We start from the raw sequence: 22,646 nt of genomic DNA, 5'->3' as shown, positions 1-22,646 counted from the left end.
CGAAAGAAAACGCCCCGGTTTGACCCGGGGCGTTCGTTTAATCGGAAATATCGCGTCCTAGCGCGACATGCGGGCAATACGCTCGAGTTCGGCCTCGACGCGGGCCTCGACGATGGCGGCCAGGTTTTGGTCCAGCCATTCCTTCAGCATCGGCTTCAGCAATTCGCGAACCACGCCCTCGACGGTCTGACCCGCCGTATCGGCGATCCGCAGCGAACCGGCGAGACGCGCGAGCGAGCCAGCCGCCGCCGTCGTGGTCGGCTTTGAGAGAATGGTGTCTGCGATCGGCTCGGCGACAACAGGACGCGGCTGCGGCGCGGTGGTGACTTCAGGCACGTAGGCTACCTCTTGAGCGACGGTCTCCTCGACCGCCTCGAAAACGATGTCGTCATCCGGCGCCGGGGCGACGTGCTGAACGGGAGCTGGCGCAGGCGCCGGCGCATCCGTTTGTGTAAGATCGAGCACTGGCGCAGCGTTCGGCGTCTGCTCTTCTTCGGAGATGATCCTGCGGATCGACGCCAGAATCTCTTCCATTGAAGGTTCGGCCTGTTGGTCTTGAAGCGCCATTTCCAGCCCCGCGAAATTTGCGCAAACGATTCGCTTGCGGCTCAAAGGTTATTGATGCTGACGATTCGGGTCCACCTGAGCGCGCTGTCGCATGCACACGCACAGGCGATCAGAATCGCCCTCTTACGCGCATGCTCTAGGTTATCGAATAAGGGAACGTTAATGTGCGCGTTAGCGCACACGTTGTTGCGCGATCAGAACGCGAAGCTCGCTGGCTTCGTCAGTCCAGGCGCAACTGGCGGCGCAGCATCGAACGCAACGCGATACGCTGTGGCGTCATCCGAGCGCGTGTAAATGCGCGCAGCTCCCGCAGCGCCTTGCCGCACGATCACACCTAGGCGTCCACCCGGCGCAAGCTGGCTCAACCATGCCTCAGGAACGAAATCTGCCGAACCGTTCAAGAGGATGACGTCGTACGGCGCCTCATCAGCCCACCCATCGACCGTAGCCGTGGACACCGTCTTCGCATTGCTGACACCAGCAGATTCTAGCGCCGCCTGCGCGGCGAATGACAAATCCGGATTGGGATCGAGCGTGATCACTTCCTTGCAACAGGACGCGAGCACCGCCGCTCCGTAACCCGTGGCGCCGGCAATCTCGAGTGCACGCTCGTTGGCCTTCGGGGCCAAGTTCTGGATGAGCTTGGCAAGATCGCGCGCGCGCAAAAGCACACGGCCCGGCGCAACTTCGACCTCGAGATCGCCATAGGCGATGGTTCGCTTCGCAGCCGGCACAAATCGCTCGCGCGGCAGCGTACGCATGGCGTGCACGATACGCGGGTCGGTCACGTCACTCGGACGAACTTGGCTTTCGACCATAAAATCGCGGGCGCGGGCGAAATCCATCTTGGGCTCCAAACTTTGCCATCGGTTAAGCCGCCCTGCGTCCGCCCGCAAGCGGGCCGCTTTGACGCGGGGTTAAGTCAGCCGGCTAGCGGCACATGTCGTCACGGCCGAGATCGAAATGAAGGTGATCACGGTGGGCCCGATTGTAGTCGGGGGAGAGCACCGCCTGGAAATAGTCGCAGGCCCCGTCGCGCACCTCGCGCAAGAAAAGCCGATCCCGCTGCTGACCGCGCCACCCCGCCAAAACCGTAACGGTGCGGCCGTTGGCCAGCGTGAACCCGCTTATGTCCATTGCATTGGCATGCGCATGCTCACTCAAACGTCTGTCGCCGCGGCCGGCGATGCGGCGGCACTGATACGAGGGCGCAGCCAGCTCGATCCGCGCAACATCTTGCCCGTAATGGCGCATCGCAGCTGGCTTCACGACGTCGCGCTCCCACAGCACCAAAGCGGCGGCAGAGGCACACGAGCTGGCCACCGGCCCGGAATAGAGGTGAAGCGACCGGGTGAGTTCCACAGCGTTTCGATATCCGCAGCCGTTCGCCTCGCTGACGTCGGCGATGCGCTCTGTTTGAAAGCCCGCTCCATGAAGCGCTGCGCGGCAGGCCGCTATATCGGATTGAAAATCATCGAGCCGGGCGGCGCCTAGCGGCTCTGGCATGAGATCAGCCTCTTCCGGCGGCGGCGCGCCGATCACCAGCATCAACATCAAAAGCGCCAATGCGGCCAACGCCGACGCCGCCCAGATCCGGGCGCGCTCATGCTCAGCCTTCGACGGCGGCGGGATGATGCCTAAAATGCGCATTGCGAGGGTGAGCGCCTTGACCGATTCCGGTTCGGACGCCTAGGAGTGCCGCCCCGTCGCGAGGATATAGCGGCGGACTGAGGCCTCGTGGCGGAGTGGCGACGCAGCGGACTGCAAATCCGCGTACCCCGGTTCAATTCCGGGCGAGGCCTCCAACTTTATCCCCAGGTAAATCCCCTACACATCAACGCTTTGGCAGCCTTGGTTAGCGCCGCGTTTGTCATTAACCGGTTCTTTACCGGTTAGGACGATAGTCACCAGTGTCTTCCCTTGGAGACACCCCACCATACCCAACGCCTTCGAGGGCCCCGCAAGGGGCCCTCGTTTTCGTTTTGGCAGGGTGTGACGACGTATACCTCTCGAAGGCGATTGGGGTCTTTTCCCCCGGCGCCTACTTTGATAGAGACCCGCTTCGCTCGGCCCAGGCCGGGCAAAGAATGTTCCTCGGTAGCTCAGTGGTAGAGCATCCGACTGTTAATCGGATGGTCGTAGGTTCGAACCCTACCCGGGGAGCCATTCTCTTTTCTTCGTTGGTTGGATTTTATCTCAGCCCGCAGCCTCTTAGGCAGCGGGCTTTTGTTTGCGCCTTAAGCGCCTGGCTTGAACGCCGGCAGTAGATGACCAAGCCGCGCGCCCATCTCGGCGCCCAACGCCTGTAAGCCGTTGAACGGGCGGACCATCACCTCAAAATCAACAATTCTTCCGTCTGCGTCGAACTGCACCAGATCGATGCCCTTTATCCGTTTCTCGCCAACGCGCGCGCCGAACTCGAGCACCACGCTCAATCCATCCTCTGAGGCCAATTGGCGATGATAAGCGAAATCCTCAAACACCGTCAGAACGGTGCGAAGCAGCAACGCCACCGCTTGAGCCGATTGATACGGCTTGAACGCCATCGGCGAGCGAAATGTGGCGTCGGGATGAAGGATCGCATCCAGCTCGCCAAGGTCCTTGCTTGCGACCATGGCATGCCACTTTTCCAGCGACACGGCGGCATTAGGATGGAGTTTGGTAAGGGCGCTCATCGAGCAAGCCTAAGCCGATCAACACAAAGCGTCGAGGTTGCATGGGCTTTCGCTTTGCCTGCCGTCAGGGCATGAGGGCTGCGGGAGGCGAAATGCACGACGTCATCATCATCGGCGGTGGTCACAACGGACTGACCTGCGCCGCATATCTCGCCGACGCTGGCCTGAAGGTTTTGGTGCTCGAACGGCGCGACGTGGTTGGCGGCGCTGCGGTCACCGAAGAGTTTCACCCCGGCTTTCGCAACTCTGTCGCGAGCTACACGGTCTCCTTGCTCAATCCCAAAGTCATCGCAGACCTTAACCTGCATCGGCACGGACTGAAGGTCGTCGAGCGCAAAATCTCCAACTTCTTGCCGCTCGCTGGCGATCAATATTTCATGTCGGCGCCGGGCATCACCCAAGCCGAGGTTGCTAAGTTCTCAAATCGCGACGCAACCCAACTCGCGGAGTACGAGCGGCGTCTTGAGATCATCGCCGATGTCGTCCGCGCGCTCTTGTTGGAGCAGCCGCCTAATCTGGTCGAGCACGGCTTCGTACGCGGGGTCGAGGAAGCCATGCGCGCCGCCGCTCTCGGAGGACGGCTCAACAAACTCGACATCACCGGCAAGCGCGACCTGCTCGATCTCTTCACAAAATCCGCCGGCGAATGGCTGGACGAGTGGTTCGAAAGCGCGCCGATCAAGGCGCTCTTCGGCTTTGACTCCATCGTCGGCAACTTCGCGAGCCCCTACACGCCCGGCTCAGCCTACGTTTTGCTTCACCACGTCTTCGGAGAAGTAAACGGCAAGAAGGGATTATGGGGGCACGCTATCGGCGGCATGGGCGCCATCACGCAAGCCATGGCCGCATGCTGCCGTGAGCGCGGTGTCGAGATCCGCACCGGCGTAGCGGTGAAGGAACTCATCATCGATCGCAACGCCAAGCGGGCGGGTGGTGTAACAGTCGACGAAGAAATCGTCGCTGCCGGCGTGCTGACCGAGGATGGCGAGACGTTGCGCGCGCGCGCAGTGATCTCAAACCTCAACCCCAAGCTCATGTTCAGCAGGCTCGTGCCGCAAGACGCTTTGCCTGCGGACTTCCGCGAGCGGATCACGCGCTACAAGGTTGGCTCCGGCACTTTCCGGATGAACGTGGCGCTCTCGGAGTTGCCCCGCTTCATCTGCAAGCCGGAGCCGGGCGATCACCTCACCGCCGGAATCATTATCGCGCCATCGATGCAATACATGGAACGCGCCTATGATGACGCGCGCGCCTATGGATGGTCGCGCGAACCGATTGTCGAAATGCTGATCCCGTCCACTCTGGACGATTCACTCGCGCCGCCCGGCAAGCACGTGGCGTCGCTTTTCTGCCAGCACGTGCAGCCGGAACTCTCCGGCGGTCGTTCGTGGGACGACCATCGCGATGAAGTCGCGGACCTCATGATCGCAACCGTCGACAAATACGCCCCAGGATTCAAAGCGAGCGTCCTCGGTCGCCAGATCATGTCGCCGCTGGATTTGGAGCGCACGTTCGGGCTCGTCGCCGGCGACATCATGCACGGCGCCCTATCGCTGGACCAATTGTTCAGCGCCCGGCCCGTCCTCGGCCACGGCGATTATCGCGCGCCAATCAAGGGCCTCTATATGTGCGGCTCGGGCACCCATCCCGGCGGCGGTGTCACCGGCGCGCCGGGGCACAATGCAGCACAGGTCGTGAAGCGCGACTTCCGCAACGGAGCGGTGAAATGAGGTATGGCATCGTCGCTATTTTGGCTGCGTTTACATTGGCCGCTTGCGCTACCAGCCCTGAAGCCCCCAGCGGAGCACCAACACTTGTTATAGCCCCAGGAGCACCGGCCCCGGCGCAATCTCGCTTCTATGCCGACTGCATCAGCCAAGCGGCTGGCGCCAACAGCTATGATCGCGAGGCGAATGTTTTAAGGTTTCACTGCACCGGCGCTGTGGCTCAGCGCTTTTTCGAAGGGCTTGCGAACTGGAGCACGCAGATCGGTTCGCAATATGAGGCTGAAGGCGTGATGTGGCGCTTCACGTCTACGATCCGAGAAAACCCATCCTTTGTCGACTTCTGCCGGCGGACAACCGCGCAAGCTTACGACTGCACAATTGTGCTGAACGTCGGCGCGTTTCTTACCGAATGAGATCAGGCGCTTCGTTTTTGCGCGGCTTCGCTTTTGATGCGCTTGAATACGGGCACGCTGCGCCCACTCCATATCTCAAGACGCGCGCCGCAATCTGTGCACTCGAACAGACCAATGTCCTTGATCGGCAACACGCGCACTTCGCGCTCATAACAAGCGCCGCATCCGCAATTAATGATCGTGTTTTCGGGCTGCATGACGCGCCAAGAATTGGCGTGAAAAGGTAAATGAAAGTTATCAGAACCGCGGTGAATTGCGTATTCGGTGTTACCCAGATTCGAAACACTGCACGCTAGGGTAGAGCCAGCTGCGCCTATTCCGCAGCCACCGTCTCAGGCTCCTCCGCCTGGCGCCTCCAGAGGCTCGCATAGAGACCATCCTTGGCTATGAGCGCCGAATGCGTCCCGCGCTCGACGATCCGGCCAGCATCAAGAACGACGATCTGATCGGCGTCTGCAATCGTGCTGAGCCTGTGCGCGACAACCAGGGTGGTGCGCCCACGCGACGCTGCTTCGAGAGCTGCCTGCACCTCATGCTCGGTCGCGGAATCCAGCGAACTCGTCGCCTCATCCAGGATCAATATAGCGGGATCCTTCAGCACGACGCGCGCGATGCCGACACGCTGTTTCTCGCCGCCGCTCAACTTCAATCCGCGCTCACCAACGCGCGTGTCCCAGCCATTCGGTAGCGCCTCGATGAACTCTAAGAGCTGCGCGCTCCGCGCTGCTTCGTCGAGTTCAGCCTGTGTCGCTTCCGGCTTTCCGTACGCGATATTGTAGCGGATCGTATCGTTAAACAGCACAACATCCTGCGGCACCAAACCCAGCGCGCCGCGCAACGATCTTTGCGTCACGTCCTTCAAATTCTGACCGTCAATGCGAACGGCGCCATCGTTCGGGTCGTAGAAGCGATAAAGGAGCTTTAAGACCGTCGATTTGCCCGCGCCGGACGGCCCAACGATCGCCGTCGTCTTGCCCGCTGGCGCCGTGAAGCTCACCATCTCCAAGCCAACGTCGCGGCCTTCATGCGCAAAGCTCACATTGTCGAACTCAACCGAACCGCCACGCGCCGTAAGTACGCTCGCGCCCGGCGCATCGGCGACATCCGGCGCCTCATCGAGCAGCATGAACATCTTTTCCATGTCGATGCTGGTTTGCTTGATCTCGCGATAAGCAAAACCCAAAATGTTCAGCGGCGCGTAGAGGTTGGTCATAATCAGGATCACGGCAGTGATGTCGCCAGGTCCCATCGATCCACGGGCGACGAGCCAACCGGCTCCAACAACCATCGCCAGCAAGCCCAAGGTCATGATCACACCTTGGACGATGTTGAGCATGACGAGCGAGGTATAGGCCTTCACCGCCGCATTCGCGTACGATGACAGGGCGCGATCATAACGCTCGCTTTCGCGCTGCTCAGCGGCGAAGCTCTTCACCGTTTCGAAGTTTAGGAGAGAGTCTACCGCGCGCCCTGCGGCTTCAGTGTCCGCCTCGTTCATTTCACGGCGGTGCTTCAATCGCCATTCGGTCACACCGAATGTCGCCCAGGCATAAATAATGACCGTGCCAGCCGCGATGACCGAGAACATCCAGCCGTATTTGAATCCAAGCACGCCGGCAGCGAGCAGCAGTTCGATCACGGTGGGCGCGATGTTGAACGCCAGGAAGCGCAGCAAAAAGTCGATGGCGCGGATGCCGCGCTCAATTGTGCGATAAACGGCGCCGGTTCGTTTGGACTGGTGGAACCGGACAGAAAGGTTGTGAACGTGCGTGAACACGCGGGCGCCAGCGCGCCGCTGCGCCTCTTCACTCACTGGCTGAAAGATTGCGTCGCGAACCTGCGGGCCGGCAGTGGAAGCAAAACGAAGCGCTGCCCAAAAGCCAGCGAGCCCCAGGAACGTCGAAAGCGCACCTGACGCATCACCACCAGCAAGCGCGTTGATGCCGTCCGCAAGTACCAGGGGCGAAACGACCGCTAGGACCTTGCTCACCAGCGTGAGAGCAAACGCAACCGCCAGGCGCAGGCGCACCCCGCGCTCATGCAAACCACCGATAAGAGTGAGTAATTGTGAAATGGTTCGCGTCAGCGGCGGCGCCACGTCGGCGGCCGGCTCCGCCTTAGACACTGTCCTGCCTTCACCACGCGCCATTTGGAACAATCCTTGAAGGCACCACTTAGTGACGGGGAAATTTCCCCGCAATGCCGCTTCATTGGCTAAGTCTGTTCAATGCCCATGGCTGATTCCAGCTCCCCCGGTCCCGCAGTCCGCTCCGTGTGCGTCTATTGCGGTTCCTCCAATACGACCAAGCCCGAATACCTAGATCTGGCCTCCCGCTTCGGCGCGACTTTGGCAGGGCTTGGCATTCGCTTGGTCTACGGGGGCGGCGCCGTTGGACTTATGGGTCGCGTGGCCAAGGCGGCGCACGAAGCCGGCGGCGAGGTGCTAGGCATCATGCCGCGCTTTCTTGAACGCCGCGAAATCACCTACGAGGCCGTGCCGCACCGCATGGTCGACACCATGCATGAGCGCAAGCACATCATGTTCGAGGAGAGTGACGCGTTCGTCGTGCTCCCGGGCGGCATCGGCACGCTCGAAGAAGCCGTCGAGATGCTGTCGTGGCGCCGGCTCGACCTGCACAAGAAGCCCATCATCTTCCTCTCGGAAGACGGCTTCTGGACACCATTCTTTATGCTGATGGATCACACGGTGGAGGCGAACCTGACCCCAGCTTCCTTCCGGGATGGCGTCATCGACGCCCACTCTGTTGCGGAATGCCTAAGCGCGCTTGGCGTTAAAGCAGCCGTGTAAGAAATTCCGGGACCGCTAGACTATCCAGTCATGAGGCCCTCGCCCGATCAGGACGCTCGTTATCTAGAAGCCACCGTCGCGCATGGCCGCGCGCTTCAACGTCTGGCGTCGGCAACCGAGGCGAACCCGGAGCGACGGCGAGATCTCCTCCAAGATATGCACGTCGCCCTATGGCGAAGCTTCGCGTCCTTCGATGGACGCTGCTCCGTGCGCACCTGGGTTTACCGGGTCGCGCACAACGTCGCGGCATCGCACGTAGACCGTGAGCAGCGGACGCGGGCCCCGTTCGTGCCACTGGAAGACATCGAGCATTTGCCTTCCGCACAAAACCTGTCGGCAGAGGTGGAGGAAAGCGAGGCGCTCTCGCGGCTCAACGCGATCATCCGCAGGCTTGGACCGCCCGATCGACAGATCATTACACTATACCTCGAAGGGCTCGACGCCGCTTCGATTGCCGAAATCACAGGGCTTTCAGCTGGCGCCGTCGCGACGCGCGTATCGCGCTTGAAGACGCACCTGGCCCGCTTGTTCCAAGAGACCGCCAATGTCTGATCACGATCCCTTTCAAAAGCTGTGGACGCAGCAAACGCAGGATCCTTTCGCCATGTCGTTGGCCGACGTACACGCTCACGCTCAGCGCTTTCAGACGCGCATTCGTACGCGCAACATCATCGAATATCTCGCCGCCGCGTTCGTGGTGACATTCTTCGTTTGGACAGCGTTCACTGTGCCGGAATTCATCGTGCAAGTTGGCGCAGCGCTGATTGCGGCGGGTGCGCTTTACGTATGCTGGCAACTTCACCGGCAAGGTCGAACCGCCACGCGGGCCGAGTTGGAAGCGGGTGCTCAAAGCTGGGTCGTGTTTCACCGTTCGCAGCTGGCGCGCCAACGCGAAGCGTTACGCACGGTGTGGGGCTGGTATCTCGCCCCATTTATTCCCGGCATGGCTGTGTTTCTGGCTGGCGTTTCGTTCACGGAAGCGAACCCGGCGCCCTTGCCTGCGAAGCTCGCCGTGTTCTTGACCGGCTGCGGCTTGATCGCCGCCGTGTTCGCCGCGGTCGGGTGGCTCAATTCTTTGGCGGTAAAGAAGCTGGATGCGGAGATCGGGGCGCTAGATAAAGTATGCGAGGACTAACCGCGCTCGATTTGATTCAGAAGCGCACGGTCACGTGCTTCACCGGGAAGCGGCGTCGTCAGCAACTTATCGCCTACGAAGATGGAGTTTGCACCGGCCAGCAAGCACATGGCCTGCAATTCCTGGCTCATCTGATCGCGACCGGCGGCAAGGCGCACGTAGGCCTCCGGAAACACGATGCGAGCCACCGCAATCCAGCGAACGAAATCCAAGCCATCGACAGGCGGCGCGCCACTGAGTGGCGTGCCAGCGATCGGCACCAACTGATTGATAGGTATAGATTCCGGGTGCGGACGCAGCTTTGCAAGCTCGACGATCAAATCGGCGCGATCCTGATGCCGCTCCCCCATGCCCAAAATGCCGCCGCAACAGACTTTCACACCGGCATGGCGCACGTATTCGATTGTATCGAGACGCTCCCGATAGGTGCGCGTCGAGACAACGGAGGGGTAATATTCGGGCCCGGTGTCCAGGTTGTGGTTATAGTAATCTAGGCCTGCTTCGCCGAGCGCGTCCGCTTGCGCTTGACTCAGCATGCCTAACGTCATGCATGTTTCTAGCCCAAGCGCCTTCACACCTTTGACCATCTCGGCAATCGCCGGAAGATCGCGGTCCTTAAGTTCGCGCCATGCGGCGCCCATACAAAAGCGCTCCGCTCCCTCGGCCTTCGCGCGCGCGGCGACAGCGACCACATCCTCGCAATCCATTAGTTTCGAGGCTTTGAGGCCGGTTGGAAAGTACGCGGACTGACTGCAATAACCGCAATTCTCCGCACACCCCCCGGTCTTGATATTGAGGAGCCGCGAGCGCTGAACGTGCGCTGGATCGTGGTGAGCGCGCAAAGCCGCCTGCGCACGCAAGATAAGATCACTTAGCGGGAGCGCGAACAGCGCCTCCACTTCGTCACGCGTCCAGTCATGTCGCGCGGGCAACGCGTCGAAACTCACGCTGTCTGCCCAAGCAACCGCTTGCGCGCGCGCTCTTCACCAATCAGCGGGAACAACGCTGCCATCTCGGGTCCGTGATCCAGCCCCGTGAGTGCTTGGCGAAGCGGCATGAAGAGCGCCTTGCCCTTTGCGCCGGTCTTTTCCTTCACAGCGTTGGTGAACGATTGCCAGCTTGACGCATCATAATCGCCCTTCGGCAAGACTTCGGCGGCAGCAGCGGCAAACGCTGCATCCGGCACGAAGGGCTCGATAGGCCCGTCAACAATATGCGCCCACTGACGCACTTCAGGCAGCAGCTGAATGTTCGCGCGAATGGCGTTCCAAAACGCTTCTCCACGATCAGCCTCGAGCTTCACCAAGCGATCTTTGACTTTGGCGTAGTCGTACTGATGGAGCAGCTGCGCGTTCACGCGCTTCAAATCTTCCGGATCAAACCGCGCCGGCGCCCGGCCGATCTTGGCGAAATCAAACTCGGACGCCAGAACCTCGAGCGACGCGCGCGCTTCAACCGGGTCAGAGGTGCCAATCTTCGCGAGATGCGAGAGCACCGTCATCGGCTCATAACCTTCAGCGGCGAGTTCTCCGACACCGAGCGAACCAATCCGTTTCGAGAGCGCGTTGCCGTCGGCGCCCACCAAAAGCGGGAAGTGCCCGAACAAGGGAACAGGGCCACCGAGCGCTTCGAAGATTTCGATCTGAACGCCGGAATTCGTTACGTGGTCCTCGCCGCGGACGATGTGGGTGATCTTGAAGTCGATATCGTCCACGACACTCGGCAGCGTGTAGAGAAATGCGCCGTCTTCACGGATCAATACTGGGTCGCTGAGCGAGGCAGTGTCGATCGAGACGTGCCCGCGCACGAGGTCGTTCCACTCCTTGCGGGCGCCGGAAAGCTTGAAACGCCAGTGCGGCTTGCGTCCTTCCGCTTCAAGTTTTGCTCGATCGTCCGCGCTGAGCTTCAGCGCAGCGCGATCGTAGACCGGTGGCTTACCGGTCGCTTGTGCGATCTTGCGCTTGCGGTCGAGTTCTTCTTCGGTCTCGTAAGCGGGATAAAGGAGCCCTGCCCCTTTCAGCGCGGCGGCGGCTTTTTCGTAAGCCTCAAAACGATGCGATTGGTTGGCGCGCTCCTGCCAATGGAGCCCAAGCCACTTCAAATCGTCCTCGATGCTTTGCTCATACTCCTTGGTCGAGCGAGCAAGATCGGTGTCATCGATCCGCAAGAGCACTTGTCCACCCTGCGGGATCGCGAACAGCCAATTCATCAACGCCGTGCGGACGTTGCCAACATGGATGCGTCCGGTGGGGGACGGCGCGAAACGGAGGCGAATGGACATTACGTTAGGTCTCGTTGCGGGAAGGCCGGGGTTATGCGGCGCGCCGCCCTGCCCTGTCCAGCCGCACGCGGCAATCCTGACCAGAGTCTTGGCTTATGGACGTGTGACGCCTTGGCCGGAGGATGTTTTCGGATATGGTCGCCCTATCCTTTCAGGAGCAACCACCATGGCGACCAAGTCGCGCGAGATCCGTTTGAAAAGCCGTCCGGTTGGGATGCCGGAAGCGTCGAATTTTGAAGTCGCGACAGTGGACGTCGCCGACCCCGGGCCAGGTGAAGTTTTGGTGCGCAACCAATGGATGTCCGTCGACCCGTACATGCGCGGGCGTATGTACGATCGCCCGAGCTACGTACCGCCTTTTCAAATCGGCCAAGCACTCCAAGGCGGCGCGGTCGGTACTGTCGTGCAGTCGAACGATCCGAAATTCGCGGTTGGCGATCTCGTCGAGAGCATGAATGGATGGCGCGAGGCTTTCGTTGCCTCCGGATCAGCGCTCAACAAGCTTCCAGGGGGCGTGCCGCCGCAGGCGTATCTTGGCGTGCTCGGCATGCCCGGCATGACCGCCTACACCAGCTTCCACCGTATTGGCGAACCCAAGGCTGGCGACACCGTATTCGTCTCCGGCGCTGCGGGCGCTGTCGGCTCGGCGGTTTGCCAGATTGCGAAGCTGCGCGGATGCACCGTGATTGCCTCGGCTGGCTCAGATGAAAAGCTTGCGTGGCTAAAGAGCGTCGGCGTCGATGCCGGCGTAAATTACAAGAAGGGCAACTTGCTCGAAAACGTTCGCGCCGCCGCACCTAAGGGCATCGACATCTACTTCGACAATGTCGGCGGTGAACATCTGGAAGTCGCCCTTGACGTCGCGCGACCGTTCGCGCGCTTCATCGAATGCGGCATGATCTCCATCTATAACGACAAAGAACCCGCACCCGGCCCGCGCAACATGAGCTATATCGTCGGCAAGCGCATCAAGATGCAGGGCTTCATCGTTTCCGACTTCGCCGACATGCGCGAGCAATTCTATACCGAGATGGGCGGTTGGGTTCGCGACGGTAAGATTAAGGCGGAGGAAACCGTCGAGAATGGGGTAGAGAACGCACCGAAAGCGTTTCTCAACCTCTTCAGCGGAGGAAACACGGGAAAGATGCTCGTAAAACTCGGCTGATATGAACCAAAGACTTTTTCAAGCGTACGTGATGGTCGACTGGAGCGCTGCTTCCAAGCCGACAACCGGTCCGGACTCGGTCTGGATCGGCGTGCTTAAACGCAATGTTCGCTTTCAGATGGCGTTTGACGCGCACAACCCCGCGACGCGCGCTGAAGCCGAAAAACTTCTGAACAGCATCCTTGATGACCTCAAGCGCAAGGGCGAGCGCGTCCTCGTAGGTTTCGATTTTCCAATGGGCTTTCCGCGCGGCACGGCAGCGGCGCTGAAACTCGGCGGCGAACCCTGGCGTGCGCTCATGGATTTCGCCGCGAAGGAAGTGAAGGACAAGCCGGACAACACCAACAACCGGTTTCAAGTTGGCGCGAAGATGAATCGGTTGATGACCGGCGAGGCGTTTCCATTCTGGGGCGCCCCGGCCCGCGATGAACAAACGATGCTTTCAGCGAAACGTCCTCGTGAACATGGCCCCGGCGATCTACCGGAACTGCGCTACGCGGATGAGGCGGCTAAGGGCGCCTCATCAATTTGGAAGCTCTATTATCAAGGGTCGGTCGGCGGTCAGGCGCTCACGGGCTTGCCGGTCGTGAAGCGTCTGCGCGATGCGCGCGCCTTAAAAGTCTGGCCATTTGAAACCGGCTGGAAGGCGCTTACGCCTGGAGACGTTGTAGATGTCGACGCGGTGTTCGCTGAAATCTATCCCTCACTCTACGCCGCAAAGCCAAATGCCGGTGAGATCAAAGATCAGGCCCAAGTGCGCGGTGCGTGCGAGCGCTTCAACGCGCTGGACGAAAAGTTTCAGCTCGGCGCCATCTTCGGCCCAGCCAAAGATGATCCGCGTCGCGAGATCGTTGAGCACGAAGAAGGTTGGATTCTCGGCGCGAGCGCCTAGGCGGCTGACACGACCGCTTTAACGGGCCGATTTGCAATCGCCCACCAGCGCGCCAGCAAGACTGCCGCACTGAGCACGCTCGACCAGAAGATTGCGAACAATAAGCCGGCGACACCCATGCCCTGATGCTCCGCGAGCCAATAGCCGACGACGGGCATCACGACCGCATAGGCCAGAATATGGCTGAAGGTCGGAAACCAGTTGTCGCTTCGTGCGCGCAATGCCGATGCGCTGACCACCTGCGTGCCGTCAGGCAACAGCACCATCGCCGCGACCCACATCAAGGACGCAATCAACGCCGAGAGCGTGAGATCGGCCGTGTAGGCGCGCCCGATCGGTCCAGCAAATGCGAGGATAAGCACGGCTGCGATCAGCATACCGATCGCGTTCAGCCCCACACCTGTCCAGCCGGCGCGCGCGGCGTCATGGGGCGCCTGCCTTCCGATCGCTTCGCTCACCAGCACCGCCGTCGCAGCCGCAAGGCCAAGCGCAATCATGAACACGAGGGCCATTAGATTGAGCATGATCTGATACGCGGCGACCACCTCTGCGCCAATCCGTCCGGCAATCACCGTCATCGCCGAAAACGCTCCAGCTTCGACAGCTTGGCTCACGGCGGCGGCAGCGCCCACCGCGAGCAGGCCGCCATAGCTAGGCCCCTTCGCGTCCTTACTTTTGCGCACACCAAACGCGACGCCGTCACGCAGCAGATAGATACAAATGAGCAGCGCACCGGCGAGAAACACGCGTGCGCCAACGGTCGCCCAAGCTGAACCTTCCGCGCCATGCTCGGGCACCCACCACAAGTTCAAGCCGAGGTTCACTGCATTCGCAATCCACATGACCGCCGTTGAGATTCCCGGCTTCTTGATCGCTTCCAAAAAATAAGTGCCGGCGATGTAGAGCAGATGCAGCGGTATCGAGAGCGCGAGAATGTTCATCACCGGCGTGGACGGACCCGCCAGGTGCGCCTCAATGCCGAACACGGTGAACAACCGCTCCCCTGCCACCCACATCGCGATCGCCGACAGAACGCCTGCTATCAAGCCGACGATAAGCCCGCGACGGAGCGCAACACCTGCTCCCTTCTTATTGCCCTCTCCGATCGAGCGCGCAGCGAGTACCTGCACCCCTTGCAACAAACCAATAGCAGCCACGAGAAACACCGCCGTCGGCGCCCATCCGAGAGCTTGGTGAGGGAGTTCGTCAGGCGCGAGCTGCCCAACAACGATCGTATCGACCAGAGCCATGCCGATAATGCCCAGGCGCGCGAGCGCCACAGGTCCGGCAATACGCAACAACGGCACGACGAAAGATCGGGTGGCGGTCATGGGGACGCACGCCTTAGCCGAGGCGCGCGAGTCGGTCGAGACTTACGCGGCAGGCGGCGCGCTTGCGGGCTTCAAACCGCGATAAAGGTACGCCGAAAGCCCTGCCTCGAGTGAGGCATATAACCCCAACACGATGAATGAAGTCACAAACTCAAAGATGACAATGCCGATTGGATTGGCGGCGACCGCCGCCTGCATTGAGGCGCCATCGAGAACGTTGAATCCAAATACGCGCCCAAGCAGCGCCGTAAGCGCAAACATCAACACATACGCTGGAACCAGCAACATGAAGCGCGCCCACGTGATGCGCACCATCGCGCCCTTGGTCCAGTTCCAAGTGTCGAACGTGAGCACGCGCCCTGCTTCGACACTTGCCGGCGCCGCAAGATAGAGCCGCGACGTGAGCAACAGCCAAACGGCAAAATAGAACAAGATGGTGATCAGCACCGCAACGGGGTTTTCCGTAAAGAACCGCATCATGATCTGCATCACGGCCGCTTCATCCGAACCAGCGGCCTGCAGATCCGTCGCATAAGCGCCAAGCGGTCCAGCCACGAGGGCGATTGTGACGGGAATGGTGATGACCACCATCACGATGAACATGAAAAAGCCGACCACGACCATGGACGACCAAACGCGCCATCCGTCCTTGGTCCATCGTGATCGGACAGTATCGACGCCAAACAACGCGCCCGCAGTCAACGCGCCATAGCAAAACGCCTGCACGAGGCCATTCGCCACCATGGTGAGCACGCCGAGTTGCGGCACGCTAAGCGCAAGCCCCGCGATCAGTGTCGAAGCCACCGCGTAGATCAGCGCAACGGTTGCGATGAAACGCAGATTTTCGCGGACGAACCGCAACGCCGCACCTACGCTCTCACGGACGGGAACTGCCCCTGCCGGCATGGCTGAATCTCCTGTGGCGGCGCTTATGCCTGGATTTGAGGGCGCCTGCGAGCTTGAAGCGCGCGCCTGGGCGCGGCATGTGAGCGCCATGAAACCTGTCCATGTTGTCGGCGGCGGCCTTGCTGGCTCGGAAGCCGCATGGGCGCTCGCAAGCGCCACTGTCCCAGTCGTCTTGCACGAAATGCGCCCAATCGTGAAAACCGACGCGCATCACACAGAAAAATTCGCGGAACTCGTGTGCTCGAACTCTTTCCGCTCGGATGATTGGCGCGGCAATGCGGTCGGCCTGCTCCACGAAGAAATGCGCCGCCTGGATTCACTCGTGATGGCGAGCGCCGCGCCGGCGCAGGTGCCAGCGGGCAGTGCTCTGGCTGTTGACCGCGACGTGTTCAGCAACGCGGTCACAACCGCGCTTGAAAACCACCCACTGATCACCATCGAGCGCGGCGAAGTAAAATCCCTCGAAGCACTCCTCACGAGCGAGGCCGAAAAGGTCATCTTCGCAACCGGCCCGCTCACATCGCCAGCGCTCGCGGACTCGATCCGCAATCTCACCGGCGAAGATTCACTCGCCTTCTTCGACGCGATTGCGCCGATCGTGCATGCGGACTCGATCGACTTTGACATCGCCTGGAAGCAGTCCCGATACGACAAGGAAGGCCCCGGCGGCGACAAAGCCGCTTATGTGAATTGCCCGATGGACGAGGCGCAGTACACGGCATTCATCGCCGCGCTGAACAGCGGCGCAAAGACCGAGTTCAAAGAGTGGGAAAAGAACACGCCATACTTCGAAGGCTGCCTTCCCATCGAAGTCATGGCCGAGCGCGGCCCGGAAACCCTGCGGTTTGGGCCCATGAAGCCGGTGGGATTGATGGATGCACGGGTCGGTAAGCGCCCGCATGCTGTTGTGCAGTTGCGCCAAGACAACAAGCTCGGCACGCTCTTCAACATCGTGGGCTTCCAGACCAAGCTGAAATACGGCGCTCAGGAAGAAATCTTCCGCATGATCCCAGGGCTTCAGAACGCTCGCTTCGCGCGCCTTGGCGGCATCCACCGCAACACGTTCCTGAATTCACCCAAGCTGCTCGATGGCACGCTGCGCCTGCGCGCCGAACCACGCGTGCGCTTCGCAGGGCAAGTCACAGGTGTTGAAGGCTACGTTGAAAGCGCCGCCATGGGCATGATGGCTGGGCGATTTGCCGCCGCCGAGCGTTTGGGCCGTCCGATTGAGGCGCCGCCTGCAACGACAGCGTTCGGCGCGCTGATCGCACACGTCAGTGGCGGGCACGTCAGCGACGGCAAGAACTCCTTTCAGCCAATGAATGTGAACTTCGGTCTCTTTCCGGAAATCGCCGCACCCACGCATGGCCCCGACGGTAAAAAGCTGAAAGGCGAAGACCGCGGCCGCGCGAAGAAACTAGCGCTGGCCGAGCGCGCACTGACTGACTTACAAGCCTGGCAGCATTCAAACGCGGCATGACGCCACTCTCTCGTGCTGTCACAGCGCCAATATTCAATAGCTCCAGTCCGAACGGACTATGGAGCAACACGCGCTACTTAAACCATCGTTCGGCTTTGCGACCTAGCTACGCGATCAGTGCAGCTGGGGTGAGCTGGCGCCAATCGTTGTCAGTGAAAATGCTATTCTGAAGCTCCCTCGCATTCAGTTCGATGGTCGCATCACTCACAACGAGCTCTGTGGTCTGGCGGCATTCCATCAACGTCAACCGCGCGCCGCCTCCGCTGACACCGCGCACTTCATCGCCGCCAACGCCGACTTTTCCCAAATTACAAACGAGCTCCTGGATGGCATGCGCCAGCACTATCGTGTGCTTCACACCAGCAGCGACTTTTTCCTTTTGCGCCGTGTTGCATGGGTTTGCGAGAGCCGCGAGGCTCGTAGCGTCGTCTCCTATTGGATGAAGGATCGCCATTCGCGCGACGGACAAGGGAGCGAATTGCTGCTCGTTCGCAACATCCGAGAAGTTGGCGATCTCTTTTCAGGCGACGAGATCAACAGTCTCAAGGCCGCAAACGAGTTCGCTGGAATACTTCGGCTTGACGCCGGCGAACGCGTTTTCGCCTGCGCCGTGGCCTGCTAGATCAATCCTCCGAGAGGGCTAGAGGGATCGGCGTATTTCTTCTTGGGCATGCGGCCTGCAAGATAACACTCACGCCCCGCGATAACCGCGTGTTTCATCGCGCGAGCCATACGCACCGGGTCCTTAGCTTCGGCGATTGCGGTGTTCATGAGGACGCCGTCGACGCCTAGCTCCATCGCGATGGCGGCGTCGCTCGCGGCGCCGACGCCGGCGTCGACGATCACGGGCACTTTGGTCTGTTCAACGATAAGTCTGATATTGACCGGGTTTTGGATGCCGAGACCGGAGCCGATGAGCGAGCCCAGCGGCATGATGGCAACGCAGCCGGCGTCTTCGAGTTTTTTTGCGTAGACCGGATCGTCGCTGCAATAGACCATCACTTCGAAACCCTCGGCGACGAGGATTTTGGCGGCGGAAAGCGTCTCTTCCATGTCTGGATAGAGCGTCTTCTGGTCGGCTAGAACTTCGAGTTTCACCAGCTTCCAATCGCCCGCCTCGCGTGCGAGGCGGAGCGTGCGCAAAGCTTCGTCGGCGGTGAAGCAGCCGGCGGTGTTGGGCAGGAAGGTCGTCTTCTTCGGATCGATGTGATCGGTGAGACGCTCTTTGCTGGGATCGGAGAGATTCACGCGCCGCACCGCGACGGTGACGATCTCGGCGCCGCTGGCTTCAAGCGCGGCTGCGTTCTCGGCGTAGGTTTTGTACTTGCCGGTGCCGATGATGAGGCGGGAGCTGTAGCTCTGGCCGGCGATGGTGAGTGGGGAGTCTGTCATTGGCGCCTTCTATCCATCGCGAGGCAGGCGTCGCGCAACATTTCAATCGCCTTCCAATTTTCCTGGGCCCTGTCTGGATCGAGTTCAGCGACCAATTTGGACCGCTCATCACGTGTCAGCGCCGAGGCAATCAGCACGGCGCTGTCGTGGAGGCCAGCGAGTGCAGCAGACCGCGCGGCGATGCGGTTGGGGCGCGAACCGGCTTCAAGAAGGCGACGCACAAAGTCCGGTGGCGCGTTGTGAGCGCCGTTGCTCACCGCGTTCACCGCATTCACACCCTTCTTAAAGAAGAGCTCAGCGAGTTCCACATGGCCAAGCGCGAGTGCGAGATCGAGAGCGTTTCCTGTCGCCCGCAGCGGTTCATCGAACGAGCACTTCGCCGCCTCGAGCTGAGACAACAACTCACGGTCGTCTCGGGTAATGGCGTCCCTCATCGCGACGCGCCGCAGCCGCGGCTCGCCCGCTATCGCGCCGCTTGCCAATGCGCCGCGCCAATCCACGACGGCGCCGCGCACGATGCCCCGCAATGCATCGGCAAGGGGCCGGTCTTCGTTTAAAACTTCTTGGATGATTGCCGCCAATTGCTCTCCCATCGCGAACTGTTCATCACCTTCAATGAAGGGGTCGCTTGCGAGATCGAGCAATTTGAAGAGTGACGGGATATCGTCAGCTATGCGGCTCACGCGGTCTTCGTTCAACCGCATGACCCATCCGGGCGGAAGCCCCTGCATCCAGGCGTGGACGGAGACGAAGTCCGGGCCGGGTTCGACGCAGACGTACAGTCGATCGGCGTACTCAAAGCCTCCGAATGGGAGATAGCTTAAACGGCCATCAAACTTGCGGCGAGCCCTCTCGGCAGCCTCTTGCGCAAGTTCGGCTTCGTGTTCGATCCATCCCCAAAGGTCACGATAGCCGTCACTGCCGGGAAAGAACAATTCGGTGAAAGAAAACTCTACGATTGAATCGCCGAACGCCGCTTCGAGGTCGTAGTCAATTGAACCCCCGAATGAGGCACGCCAGAGGTCCTTTAGGCCCTTTGGCAACGGCCCACGGCAATGGCGTTCGATTTCAACAATCGTGGCTTCCGCGATCCCGGGCTGAGCGTCGTGGATCAAGCGGCCCTCGTAGGCGACAATTCCAAGGCGCCTCGCACGCTCAACTAGCGACGCTTCGAGATTGGACGCCATCGCGGCTCACCCGCCCCCCACGAACTGCACGATCTCCAGCTGATCCCCCTCAGCCAAAACAATCTGCGACCACAGAGACTTAGGCGCGATCTCGCGGTTGCGTTCGACGGCGACGCGCCGCCCATCGATCCCCAGGGAGGCGAGCAGATCCGCAAGCGTCGCCTGATCGGGCGCTTCTCGCGTTTCACCATTGACCGTCAGACGCATAGGCCTTCCTATCCGCCCCGACTTAGAGCCCCTTGAGCCGGGGTTCAACGCAGGCCCGTTATCCGCCCGCGCAAGGTACGTTTTTGGGGACGATGCCGGACGCAAAACCGATCTACGTGCTGAACGGCCCCAATTTGAACCTGTTGGGGACCAGGGAGCCTGAAATCTATGGCCGCGCCACTCTTGCGGACATTGAGAAGGCCTGCGCCGCGCGCGCCGGACAACTTGGTCGTACGGTCTTGTTCCGGCAATCCAATATCGAGGGCGAATTGGTCGATTGGCTGCAAGAAGCCCGCGACAAGGCGGCGGCTGTCGTTCTAAACGCCGGGGCTTATACCCATACCTCAGTCGCGATCCATGACGCCATCAAAGCCATCGGCGTTCCGGTGATCGAGACCCACCTCTCCAACCCATCAGCACGTGAAGAATTCCGTCACGTTTCGTTAGTGGGCAAAGCCGCAAAGGGCGTGATCGCCGGCTTTGGGGCGACATCGTATTTACTGGCCATCGAGGCGGCTGCCTTGCTGGCGAATGAAGGTCAAAGCGCGTGAGCAAGAAACGGTCTCGAGCAGTGGTGAAGAAATCTCCGGCGCGTGTGCCGCAGAAGCGCACGCCGCAGCGCAAACCAACGCATGGCGTTGACGCTGAACTGGTGCGAGATCTCGCCAAGGTGCTAGACGATTCTGGCCTGACTGAAATCGAAGTCGAATACGGCGAACTTCGCCTACGCTTGGCGCGGACATTAGTGATGGCGCCGCCGCCGGCTCACACCCACGTCGTTCACTCAGCGCCGGCGCCCGCCGCCGCGCTACCGCCGCCTGCCGCCGCCGCACCGCCGCCAGCGCCGGTCGCTGCGCCTCCCACGCCGGCAGACGCCGCCTCACACCCTGGCGCTGTCCTCTCGCCTATGGTCGGCACCGCTTATCTTGCCGCCAATGAAGATGCGCCTCCGTTTGTGCGCGCTGGCGACAAGGTCACGAAAGGCCAGACCATCCTGCTCGTCGAGGCCATGAAGACGTTCAACCAAATCCACGCCCCGCGCGACGGCACTGTTCGGCAGATCCTAGTCGGCAACGCCGATCCCGTTGAGTTCAATCAGCCGCTGATGATCATCGAGTAACCGATGTTCGAAAAAGTCCTTATCGCGAACCGTGGCGAGATTGCGCTGCGGATTCATCGTGCGTGCAAAGAGATGGGCATCTCGACAGTCGCGGTGCACTCAACCGCCGATTCCGAAGCCATGCACGTGCGCCTCGCCGACGAAAGCGTCTGCATCGGCCCGCCACCGGCCGCGAAGAGCTATTTGCATATTCCATCGATCATCGCCGCCGCCGAGATCACGGGCGCGCAAGCCATTCACCCCGGCTACGGCTTCCTCTCAGAGAACGCCAAGTTCGCTGAAATCGTCACGCAGCACGGCATGACCTTCATCGGCCCCACCGCCGAGCACATCCGGCTGATGGGCGATAAGATCGCGGCCAAACAAGCGGCCATCGATACCGGCATGCCTGTTGTACCGGGCTCCGACGGCGGCATCAAAGACGAAGCCGACGCCAAAGCGAACGGCAAGCGCATCGGCTATCCGGTCTTGATCAAAGCGGCTGCCGGCGGCGGCGGGCGCGGCATGAAAGTCGCGCGCTCGGAAGAAGAAGTCGTCGAGGCCTACAACACTGCTCGCGCCGAGGCGAAGGCGGCGTTCGGCAACGACGAAGTCTATATGGAAAAGTTTCTGACGCACCCGCGTCACATCGAGATCCAGATCGTCGCTGACTCACACGGCAACGTCATCCACCTGGGCGAGCGTGATTGTTCGCTGCAACGGCGCCACCAGAAGGTCTTGGAAGAGGCGCCGTCACCGGCGTTGAACGCCGAAGACCGCGCTCGCATCGGCCAGGTCACGGCCGACGCGATCAAGAAGCTCGGCTATCTTGGCGTCGGCACGGTTGAGTACCTATACGAAGACGGCGAATTTTATTTCATCGAGATGAACACCCGCCTCCAGGTCGAGCACCCGGTGACGGAGATGATCACCGGCCTCGATCTCGTACGCGAGCAAATTCGTATCGCTGACGGGGCCGAGCTTTCGGTGAAGCAAGAGAATGTGAAGTTTAACGGCCACGCCATCGAGTGCCGTGTCAACGCCGAGAACCCCGCGACCTTCCGCCCGTCACCGGGCCAGATCACGGGATATCACCCGCCAGGCGGTCTCGGCGTGCGCTTGGATAGCGCCATCTACGCCGGCTACACGATTCCACCCAACTACGACTCGCTAATCGGCAAACTCATCGTGCATGGGCGTGATCGCGCCGAATGCTTGATGCGCTTGCGCCGCGCGTTGAATGAAATGGTCATCACCGGGGTCGAGACCACGCTGCCTCTCTTCCGCGATCTGATGAACGAGACCGACGTCATCAACGGCGACTATTCGATCCATTGGCTCGAAAAGAACCTCGCGGCGAAAGCTGCAGCGGAGGGTTGA

At 60.8% G+C, this 22,646-nt stretch carries 26 protein-coding genes and 2 tRNA genes; 14 read left to right on the top strand and 14 right to left on the bottom strand.

Annotated features, from left to right (window positions below; all coding sequences use genetic code 11):
• Positions 1 to 57: 57 nt before the first annotated feature.
• The 3 genes from ATE48_RS18485 to ATE48_RS18475 all read right to left on the bottom strand — a co-directional run bounded on the left by ATE48_RS18485 (position 58) and on the right by ATE48_RS18475 (position 2,217).
• The gene (locus ATE48_RS18485; RefSeq protein ID WP_066774161.1) at positions 58 to 567 is read right to left on the bottom strand and encodes a DUF2497 domain-containing protein; all 510 of its coding nucleotides are present in this window, start codon (positions 565 to 567) and stop codon (positions 58 to 60) included.
• A 194-nt stretch (positions 568 to 761) separates the two neighbouring features.
• Positions 762 to 1,412 (bottom strand): protein-L-isoaspartate O-methyltransferase family protein, encoded by a 651-nt coding sequence (locus ATE48_RS18480; protein WP_066774159.1) that lies wholly within the window; start codon positions 1,410 to 1,412, stop codon positions 762 to 764.
• Positions 1,413 to 1,497: 85 nt separating this feature from the next.
• A complete protein-coding gene (locus ATE48_RS18475) occupies positions 1,498 to 2,217 on the bottom strand; it encodes an extensin-like domain-containing protein (protein WP_083197460.1) in 720 nt (239 codons plus the stop codon).
• Between the two features lie 81 nt (positions 2,218 to 2,298).
• Here ATE48_RS18475 and ATE48_RS18470 point away from each other — a divergent pair.
• A tRNA-Cys gene (locus ATE48_RS18470) sits at positions 2,299 to 2,372 on the top strand.
• 286 nt (positions 2,373 to 2,658) lie between these two features.
• Positions 2,659 to 2,733, top strand: a tRNA-Asn gene (locus ATE48_RS18465).
• A gap of 71 nt (positions 2,734 to 2,804) precedes the next feature.
• On the opposite strand, the gene ATE48_RS18460 is transcribed toward ATE48_RS18465, so the two are convergent.
• Positions 2,805 to 3,242 (bottom strand): nuclear transport factor 2 family protein, encoded by a 438-nt coding sequence (locus ATE48_RS18460; RefSeq protein WP_066774158.1) that lies wholly within the window; start codon positions 3,240 to 3,242, stop codon positions 2,805 to 2,807.
• Between the two features lie 92 nt (positions 3,243 to 3,334).
• Between ATE48_RS18460 and ATE48_RS18455 the strand changes: the two genes are divergently transcribed.
• Positions 3,335 to 4,972, top strand: coding sequence for a phytoene desaturase family protein (locus ATE48_RS18455; protein ID WP_066774155.1), 1,638 nt, complete (start codon positions 3,335 to 3,337; stop codon positions 4,970 to 4,972).
• Positions 4,969 to 5,382, top strand: coding sequence for a hypothetical protein (locus ATE48_RS18450; RefSeq protein ID WP_066774153.1), 414 nt, complete (start codon positions 4,969 to 4,971; stop codon positions 5,380 to 5,382). Before ATE48_RS18455 ends, ATE48_RS18450 begins: the two co-directional genes overlap by 4 nt.
• A gap of 2 nt (positions 5,383 to 5,384) precedes the next feature.
• Here the strand turns inward: ATE48_RS18450 and ATE48_RS18445 are convergent, their stop codons facing one another.
• Both ATE48_RS18445 and ATE48_RS18440 read right to left on the bottom strand, forming a co-directional pair.
• Positions 5,385 to 5,579, bottom strand: a complete 195-nt coding sequence (locus ATE48_RS18445; protein ID WP_066774151.1) for a hypothetical protein — start codon at positions 5,577 to 5,579, stop codon at positions 5,385 to 5,387.
• Between the two features lie 116 nt (positions 5,580 to 5,695).
• A complete protein-coding gene (locus ATE48_RS18440; RefSeq protein WP_066774149.1) occupies positions 5,696 to 7,531 on the bottom strand; it encodes an ABCB family ABC transporter ATP-binding protein/permease in 1,836 nt (611 codons plus the stop codon).
• Positions 7,532 to 7,615: 84 nt separating this feature from the next.
• Between ATE48_RS18440 and ATE48_RS18435 the strand changes: the two genes are divergently transcribed.
• From ATE48_RS18435 to ATE48_RS18425, 3 genes are read left to right on the top strand one after another with little or no spacing between them, the layout of a single operon-like run.
• The gene (locus ATE48_RS18435) at positions 7,616 to 8,191 is read left to right on the top strand and encodes an LOG family protein (RefSeq protein ID WP_228126705.1); all 576 of its coding nucleotides are present in this window, start codon (positions 7,616 to 7,618) and stop codon (positions 8,189 to 8,191) included.
• A 30-nt stretch (positions 8,192 to 8,221) separates the two neighbouring features.
• Complete coding sequence (locus ATE48_RS18430; RefSeq protein ID WP_066774145.1) at positions 8,222 to 8,743, top strand: RNA polymerase sigma factor; 522 nt, start codon at positions 8,222 to 8,224, stop codon at positions 8,741 to 8,743.
• Positions 8,736 to 9,326 (top strand): hypothetical protein, encoded by a 591-nt coding sequence (locus ATE48_RS18425; protein WP_066774143.1) that lies wholly within the window; start codon positions 8,736 to 8,738, stop codon positions 9,324 to 9,326. The genes ATE48_RS18430 and ATE48_RS18425 overlap by 8 nt, the downstream gene beginning before the upstream one ends.
• Here ATE48_RS18425 and bioB read toward each other — a convergent pair.
• Both bioB and gltX read right to left on the bottom strand, forming a co-directional pair.
• Positions 9,323 to 10,273, bottom strand: coding sequence for a biotin synthase BioB (gene bioB, locus ATE48_RS18420; protein WP_066774141.1), 951 nt, complete (start codon positions 10,271 to 10,273; stop codon positions 9,323 to 9,325). The two genes, ATE48_RS18425 and bioB, sit on opposite strands and share 4 nt — an antisense overlap.
• Positions 10,270 to 11,607: a glutamate--tRNA ligase gene (gene gltX / locus ATE48_RS18415; protein ID WP_066774139.1), complete on the bottom strand. Its 1,338-nt coding sequence runs from the start codon at positions 11,605 to 11,607 to the stop codon at positions 10,270 to 10,272. Before gltX ends, bioB begins: the two co-directional genes overlap by 4 nt.
• A gap of 166 nt (positions 11,608 to 11,773) precedes the next feature.
• Between gltX and ATE48_RS18410 the strand changes: the two genes are divergently transcribed.
• Positions 11,774 to 12,772, top strand: coding sequence for an NADP-dependent oxidoreductase (locus ATE48_RS18410; protein ID WP_066774137.1), 999 nt, complete (start codon positions 11,774 to 11,776; stop codon positions 12,770 to 12,772).
• A 1-nt stretch (position 12,773) separates the two neighbouring features.
• Complete coding sequence (locus tag ATE48_RS18405; RefSeq protein ID WP_066774135.1) at positions 12,774 to 13,664, top strand: cobalamin biosynthesis protein CbiG; 891 nt, start codon at positions 12,774 to 12,776, stop codon at positions 13,662 to 13,664.
• On the opposite strand, the gene ATE48_RS18400 is transcribed toward ATE48_RS18405, so the two are convergent.
• Both ATE48_RS18400 and ATE48_RS18395 read right to left on the bottom strand, forming a co-directional pair.
• Positions 13,661 to 14,995, bottom strand: coding sequence for an MATE family efflux transporter (locus tag ATE48_RS18400; RefSeq protein ID WP_066774133.1), 1,335 nt, complete (start codon positions 14,993 to 14,995; stop codon positions 13,661 to 13,663). The genes ATE48_RS18405 and ATE48_RS18400 overlap by 4 nt on opposite strands.
• 42 nt (positions 14,996 to 15,037) lie before the next feature.
• Positions 15,038 to 15,901, bottom strand: a complete 864-nt coding sequence (locus tag ATE48_RS18395) for a hypothetical protein (RefSeq protein WP_066774131.1) — start codon at positions 15,899 to 15,901, stop codon at positions 15,038 to 15,040.
• Positions 15,902 to 15,989: 88 nt separating this feature from the next.
• Here ATE48_RS18395 and trmFO point away from each other — a divergent pair, with 88 nt between their 5' ends.
• The gene (trmFO, locus tag ATE48_RS18390; RefSeq protein ID WP_066775385.1) at positions 15,990 to 17,381 is read left to right on the top strand and encodes a methylenetetrahydrofolate--tRNA-(uracil(54)-C(5))-methyltransferase (FADH(2)-oxidizing) TrmFO; all 1,392 of its coding nucleotides are present in this window, start codon (positions 15,990 to 15,992) and stop codon (positions 17,379 to 17,381) included.
• Positions 17,382 to 17,487: 106 nt separating this feature from the next.
• Here the strand turns inward: trmFO and ATE48_RS18385 are convergent, their stop codons facing one another.
• Positions 17,488 to 17,724: a hypothetical protein gene (locus tag ATE48_RS18385; RefSeq protein WP_156767860.1), complete on the bottom strand. Its 237-nt coding sequence runs from the start codon at positions 17,722 to 17,724 to the stop codon at positions 17,488 to 17,490.
• Between ATE48_RS18385 and ATE48_RS18380 the strand changes: the two genes are divergently transcribed.
• Entirely contained in the window at positions 17,713 to 18,003 is a 291-nt protein-coding gene (locus tag ATE48_RS18380; RefSeq protein ID WP_066774128.1) for a hypothetical protein, read from the top strand. The two genes, ATE48_RS18385 and ATE48_RS18380, sit on opposite strands and share 12 nt — an antisense overlap.
• On the opposite strand, the gene ATE48_RS18375 is transcribed toward ATE48_RS18380, so the two are convergent.
• Genes ATE48_RS18375 through thiS form a run of 3 tightly spaced genes read right to left on the bottom strand, consistent with a single transcriptional unit; the run spans position 18,000 to position 20,167 of the window.
• A complete protein-coding gene (locus tag ATE48_RS18375) occupies positions 18,000 to 18,773 on the bottom strand; it encodes a thiazole synthase (protein ID WP_066774124.1) in 774 nt (257 codons plus the stop codon). The two genes, ATE48_RS18380 and ATE48_RS18375, sit on opposite strands and share 4 nt — an antisense overlap.
• On the bottom strand, positions 18,770 to 19,960 hold the full coding sequence (locus tag ATE48_RS18370; protein WP_066774122.1) for a hypothetical protein: 1,191 nt from the start codon (positions 19,958 to 19,960) through the stop codon (positions 18,770 to 18,772). The genes ATE48_RS18375 and ATE48_RS18370 overlap by 4 nt, the downstream gene beginning before the upstream one ends.
• A gap of 6 nt (positions 19,961 to 19,966) precedes the next feature.
• Positions 19,967 to 20,167: a sulfur carrier protein ThiS gene (gene thiS / locus ATE48_RS18365; protein ID WP_066774120.1), complete on the bottom strand. Its 201-nt coding sequence runs from the start codon at positions 20,165 to 20,167 to the stop codon at positions 19,967 to 19,969.
• A gap of 92 nt (positions 20,168 to 20,259) precedes the next feature.
• Between thiS and aroQ the strand changes: the two genes are divergently transcribed.
• The 3 genes from aroQ to accC are packed head-to-tail and all read left to right on the top strand — an operon-like array spanning position 20,260 to position 22,646.
• Positions 20,260 to 20,718: a type II 3-dehydroquinate dehydratase gene (gene aroQ / locus ATE48_RS18360; RefSeq protein WP_066774118.1), complete on the top strand. Its 459-nt coding sequence runs from the start codon at positions 20,260 to 20,262 to the stop codon at positions 20,716 to 20,718.
• Positions 20,715 to 21,287 carry an acetyl-CoA carboxylase biotin carboxyl carrier protein gene (gene accB, locus ATE48_RS18355; protein WP_228126703.1) on the top strand — a complete coding sequence of 191 codons (573 nt, stop codon included), beginning with the start codon at positions 20,715 to 20,717 and terminating at the stop codon, positions 21,285 to 21,287. The genes aroQ and accB overlap by 4 nt, the downstream gene beginning before the upstream one ends.
• Before the next feature lie 3 nt (positions 21,288 to 21,290).
• Positions 21,291 to 22,646, top strand: a complete 1,356-nt coding sequence (gene accC, locus ATE48_RS18350) for an acetyl-CoA carboxylase biotin carboxylase subunit (protein WP_066774116.1) — start codon at positions 21,291 to 21,293, stop codon at positions 22,644 to 22,646.

This window comes from Candidatus Viadribacter manganicus, assembly GCF_001679665.1.
Lineage (GTDB): Bacteria > Pseudomonadota > Alphaproteobacteria > Caulobacterales > Aquidulcibacteraceae > Vitreimonas > Vitreimonas manganica.
The sequence above is the reverse complement of the archived record's forward strand: the minus strand, read 5'-3'. Positions and strand labels throughout refer to the sequence as shown.

Bases quoted from the DNA above. Each gene is read 5' to 3' on its own strand.
- ATE48_RS18480 (WP_066774159.1), bottom strand. From the start codon at position 1,412: ATGGATTTCGCCCGCGCCCGCGATTTTATGGTCGAAAGCCAAGTTCGT.
- ATE48_RS18380 (WP_066774128.1), top strand. From the start codon at position 17,713: ATGCGCCAGCACTATCGTGTGCTTCACACCAGCAGCGACTTTTTCCTT.
- ATE48_RS18370 (WP_066774122.1), bottom strand. From the start codon at position 19,960: ATGGCGTCCAATCTCGAAGCGTCGCTAGTTGAGCGTGCGAGGCGCCTT.
- ATE48_RS18375 (WP_066774124.1), bottom strand. From the start codon at position 18,773: ATGACAGACTCCCCACTCACCATCGCCGGCCAGAGCTACAGCTCCCGC.
- aroQ (WP_066774118.1), top strand. From the start codon at position 20,260: ATGCCGGACGCAAAACCGATCTACGTGCTGAACGGCCCCAATTTGAAC.
- ATE48_RS18440 (WP_066774149.1), bottom strand. From the start codon at position 7,531: ATGGCGCGTGGTGAAGGCAGGACAGTGTCTAAGGCGGAGCCGGCCGCC.
- ATE48_RS18410 (WP_066774137.1), top strand. From the start codon at position 11,774: ATGGCGACCAAGTCGCGCGAGATCCGTTTGAAAAGCCGTCCGGTTGGG.
- trmFO (WP_066775385.1), top strand. From the start codon at position 15,990: ATGAAACCTGTCCATGTTGTCGGCGGCGGCCTTGCTGGCTCGGAAGCC.
- ATE48_RS18460 (WP_066774158.1), bottom strand. From the start codon at position 3,242: ATGAGCGCCCTTACCAAACTCCATCCTAATGCCGCCGTGTCGCTGGAA.
- ATE48_RS18485 (WP_066774161.1), bottom strand. From the start codon at position 567: ATGGCGCTTCAAGACCAACAGGCCGAACCTTCAATGGAAGAGATTCTG.
- ATE48_RS18450 (WP_066774153.1), top strand. From the start codon at position 4,969: ATGAGGTATGGCATCGTCGCTATTTTGGCTGCGTTTACATTGGCCGCT.
- ATE48_RS18455 (WP_066774155.1), top strand. From the start codon at position 3,335: ATGCACGACGTCATCATCATCGGCGGTGGTCACAACGGACTGACCTGC.
- accC (WP_066774116.1), top strand. From the start codon at position 21,291: ATGTTCGAAAAAGTCCTTATCGCGAACCGTGGCGAGATTGCGCTGCGG.
- ATE48_RS18430 (WP_066774145.1), top strand. From the start codon at position 8,222: ATGAGGCCCTCGCCCGATCAGGACGCTCGTTATCTAGAAGCCACCGTC.
- ATE48_RS18425 (WP_066774143.1), top strand. From the start codon at position 8,736: ATGTCTGATCACGATCCCTTTCAAAAGCTGTGGACGCAGCAAACGCAG.
- ATE48_RS18475 (WP_083197460.1), bottom strand. From the start codon at position 2,217: ATGCGCATTTTAGGCATCATCCCGCCGCCGTCGAAGGCTGAGCATGAG.
- ATE48_RS18445 (WP_066774151.1), bottom strand. From the start codon at position 5,579: ATGCAGCCCGAAAACACGATCATTAATTGCGGATGCGGCGCTTGTTAT.
- ATE48_RS18405 (WP_066774135.1), top strand. From the start codon at position 12,774: ATGAACCAAAGACTTTTTCAAGCGTACGTGATGGTCGACTGGAGCGCT.
- gltX (WP_066774139.1), bottom strand. From the start codon at position 11,607: ATGTCCATTCGCCTCCGTTTCGCGCCGTCCCCCACCGGACGCATCCAT.
- ATE48_RS18435 (WP_228126705.1), top strand. From the start codon at position 7,616: ATGGCTGATTCCAGCTCCCCCGGTCCCGCAGTCCGCTCCGTGTGCGTC.
- ATE48_RS18400 (WP_066774133.1), bottom strand. From the start codon at position 14,995: ATGACCGCCACCCGATCTTTCGTCGTGCCGTTGTTGCGTATTGCCGGA.
- ATE48_RS18395 (WP_066774131.1), bottom strand. From the start codon at position 15,901: ATGCCGGCAGGGGCAGTTCCCGTCCGTGAGAGCGTAGGTGCGGCGTTG.
- thiS (WP_066774120.1), bottom strand. From the start codon at position 20,167: ATGCGTCTGACGGTCAATGGTGAAACGCGAGAAGCGCCCGATCAGGCG.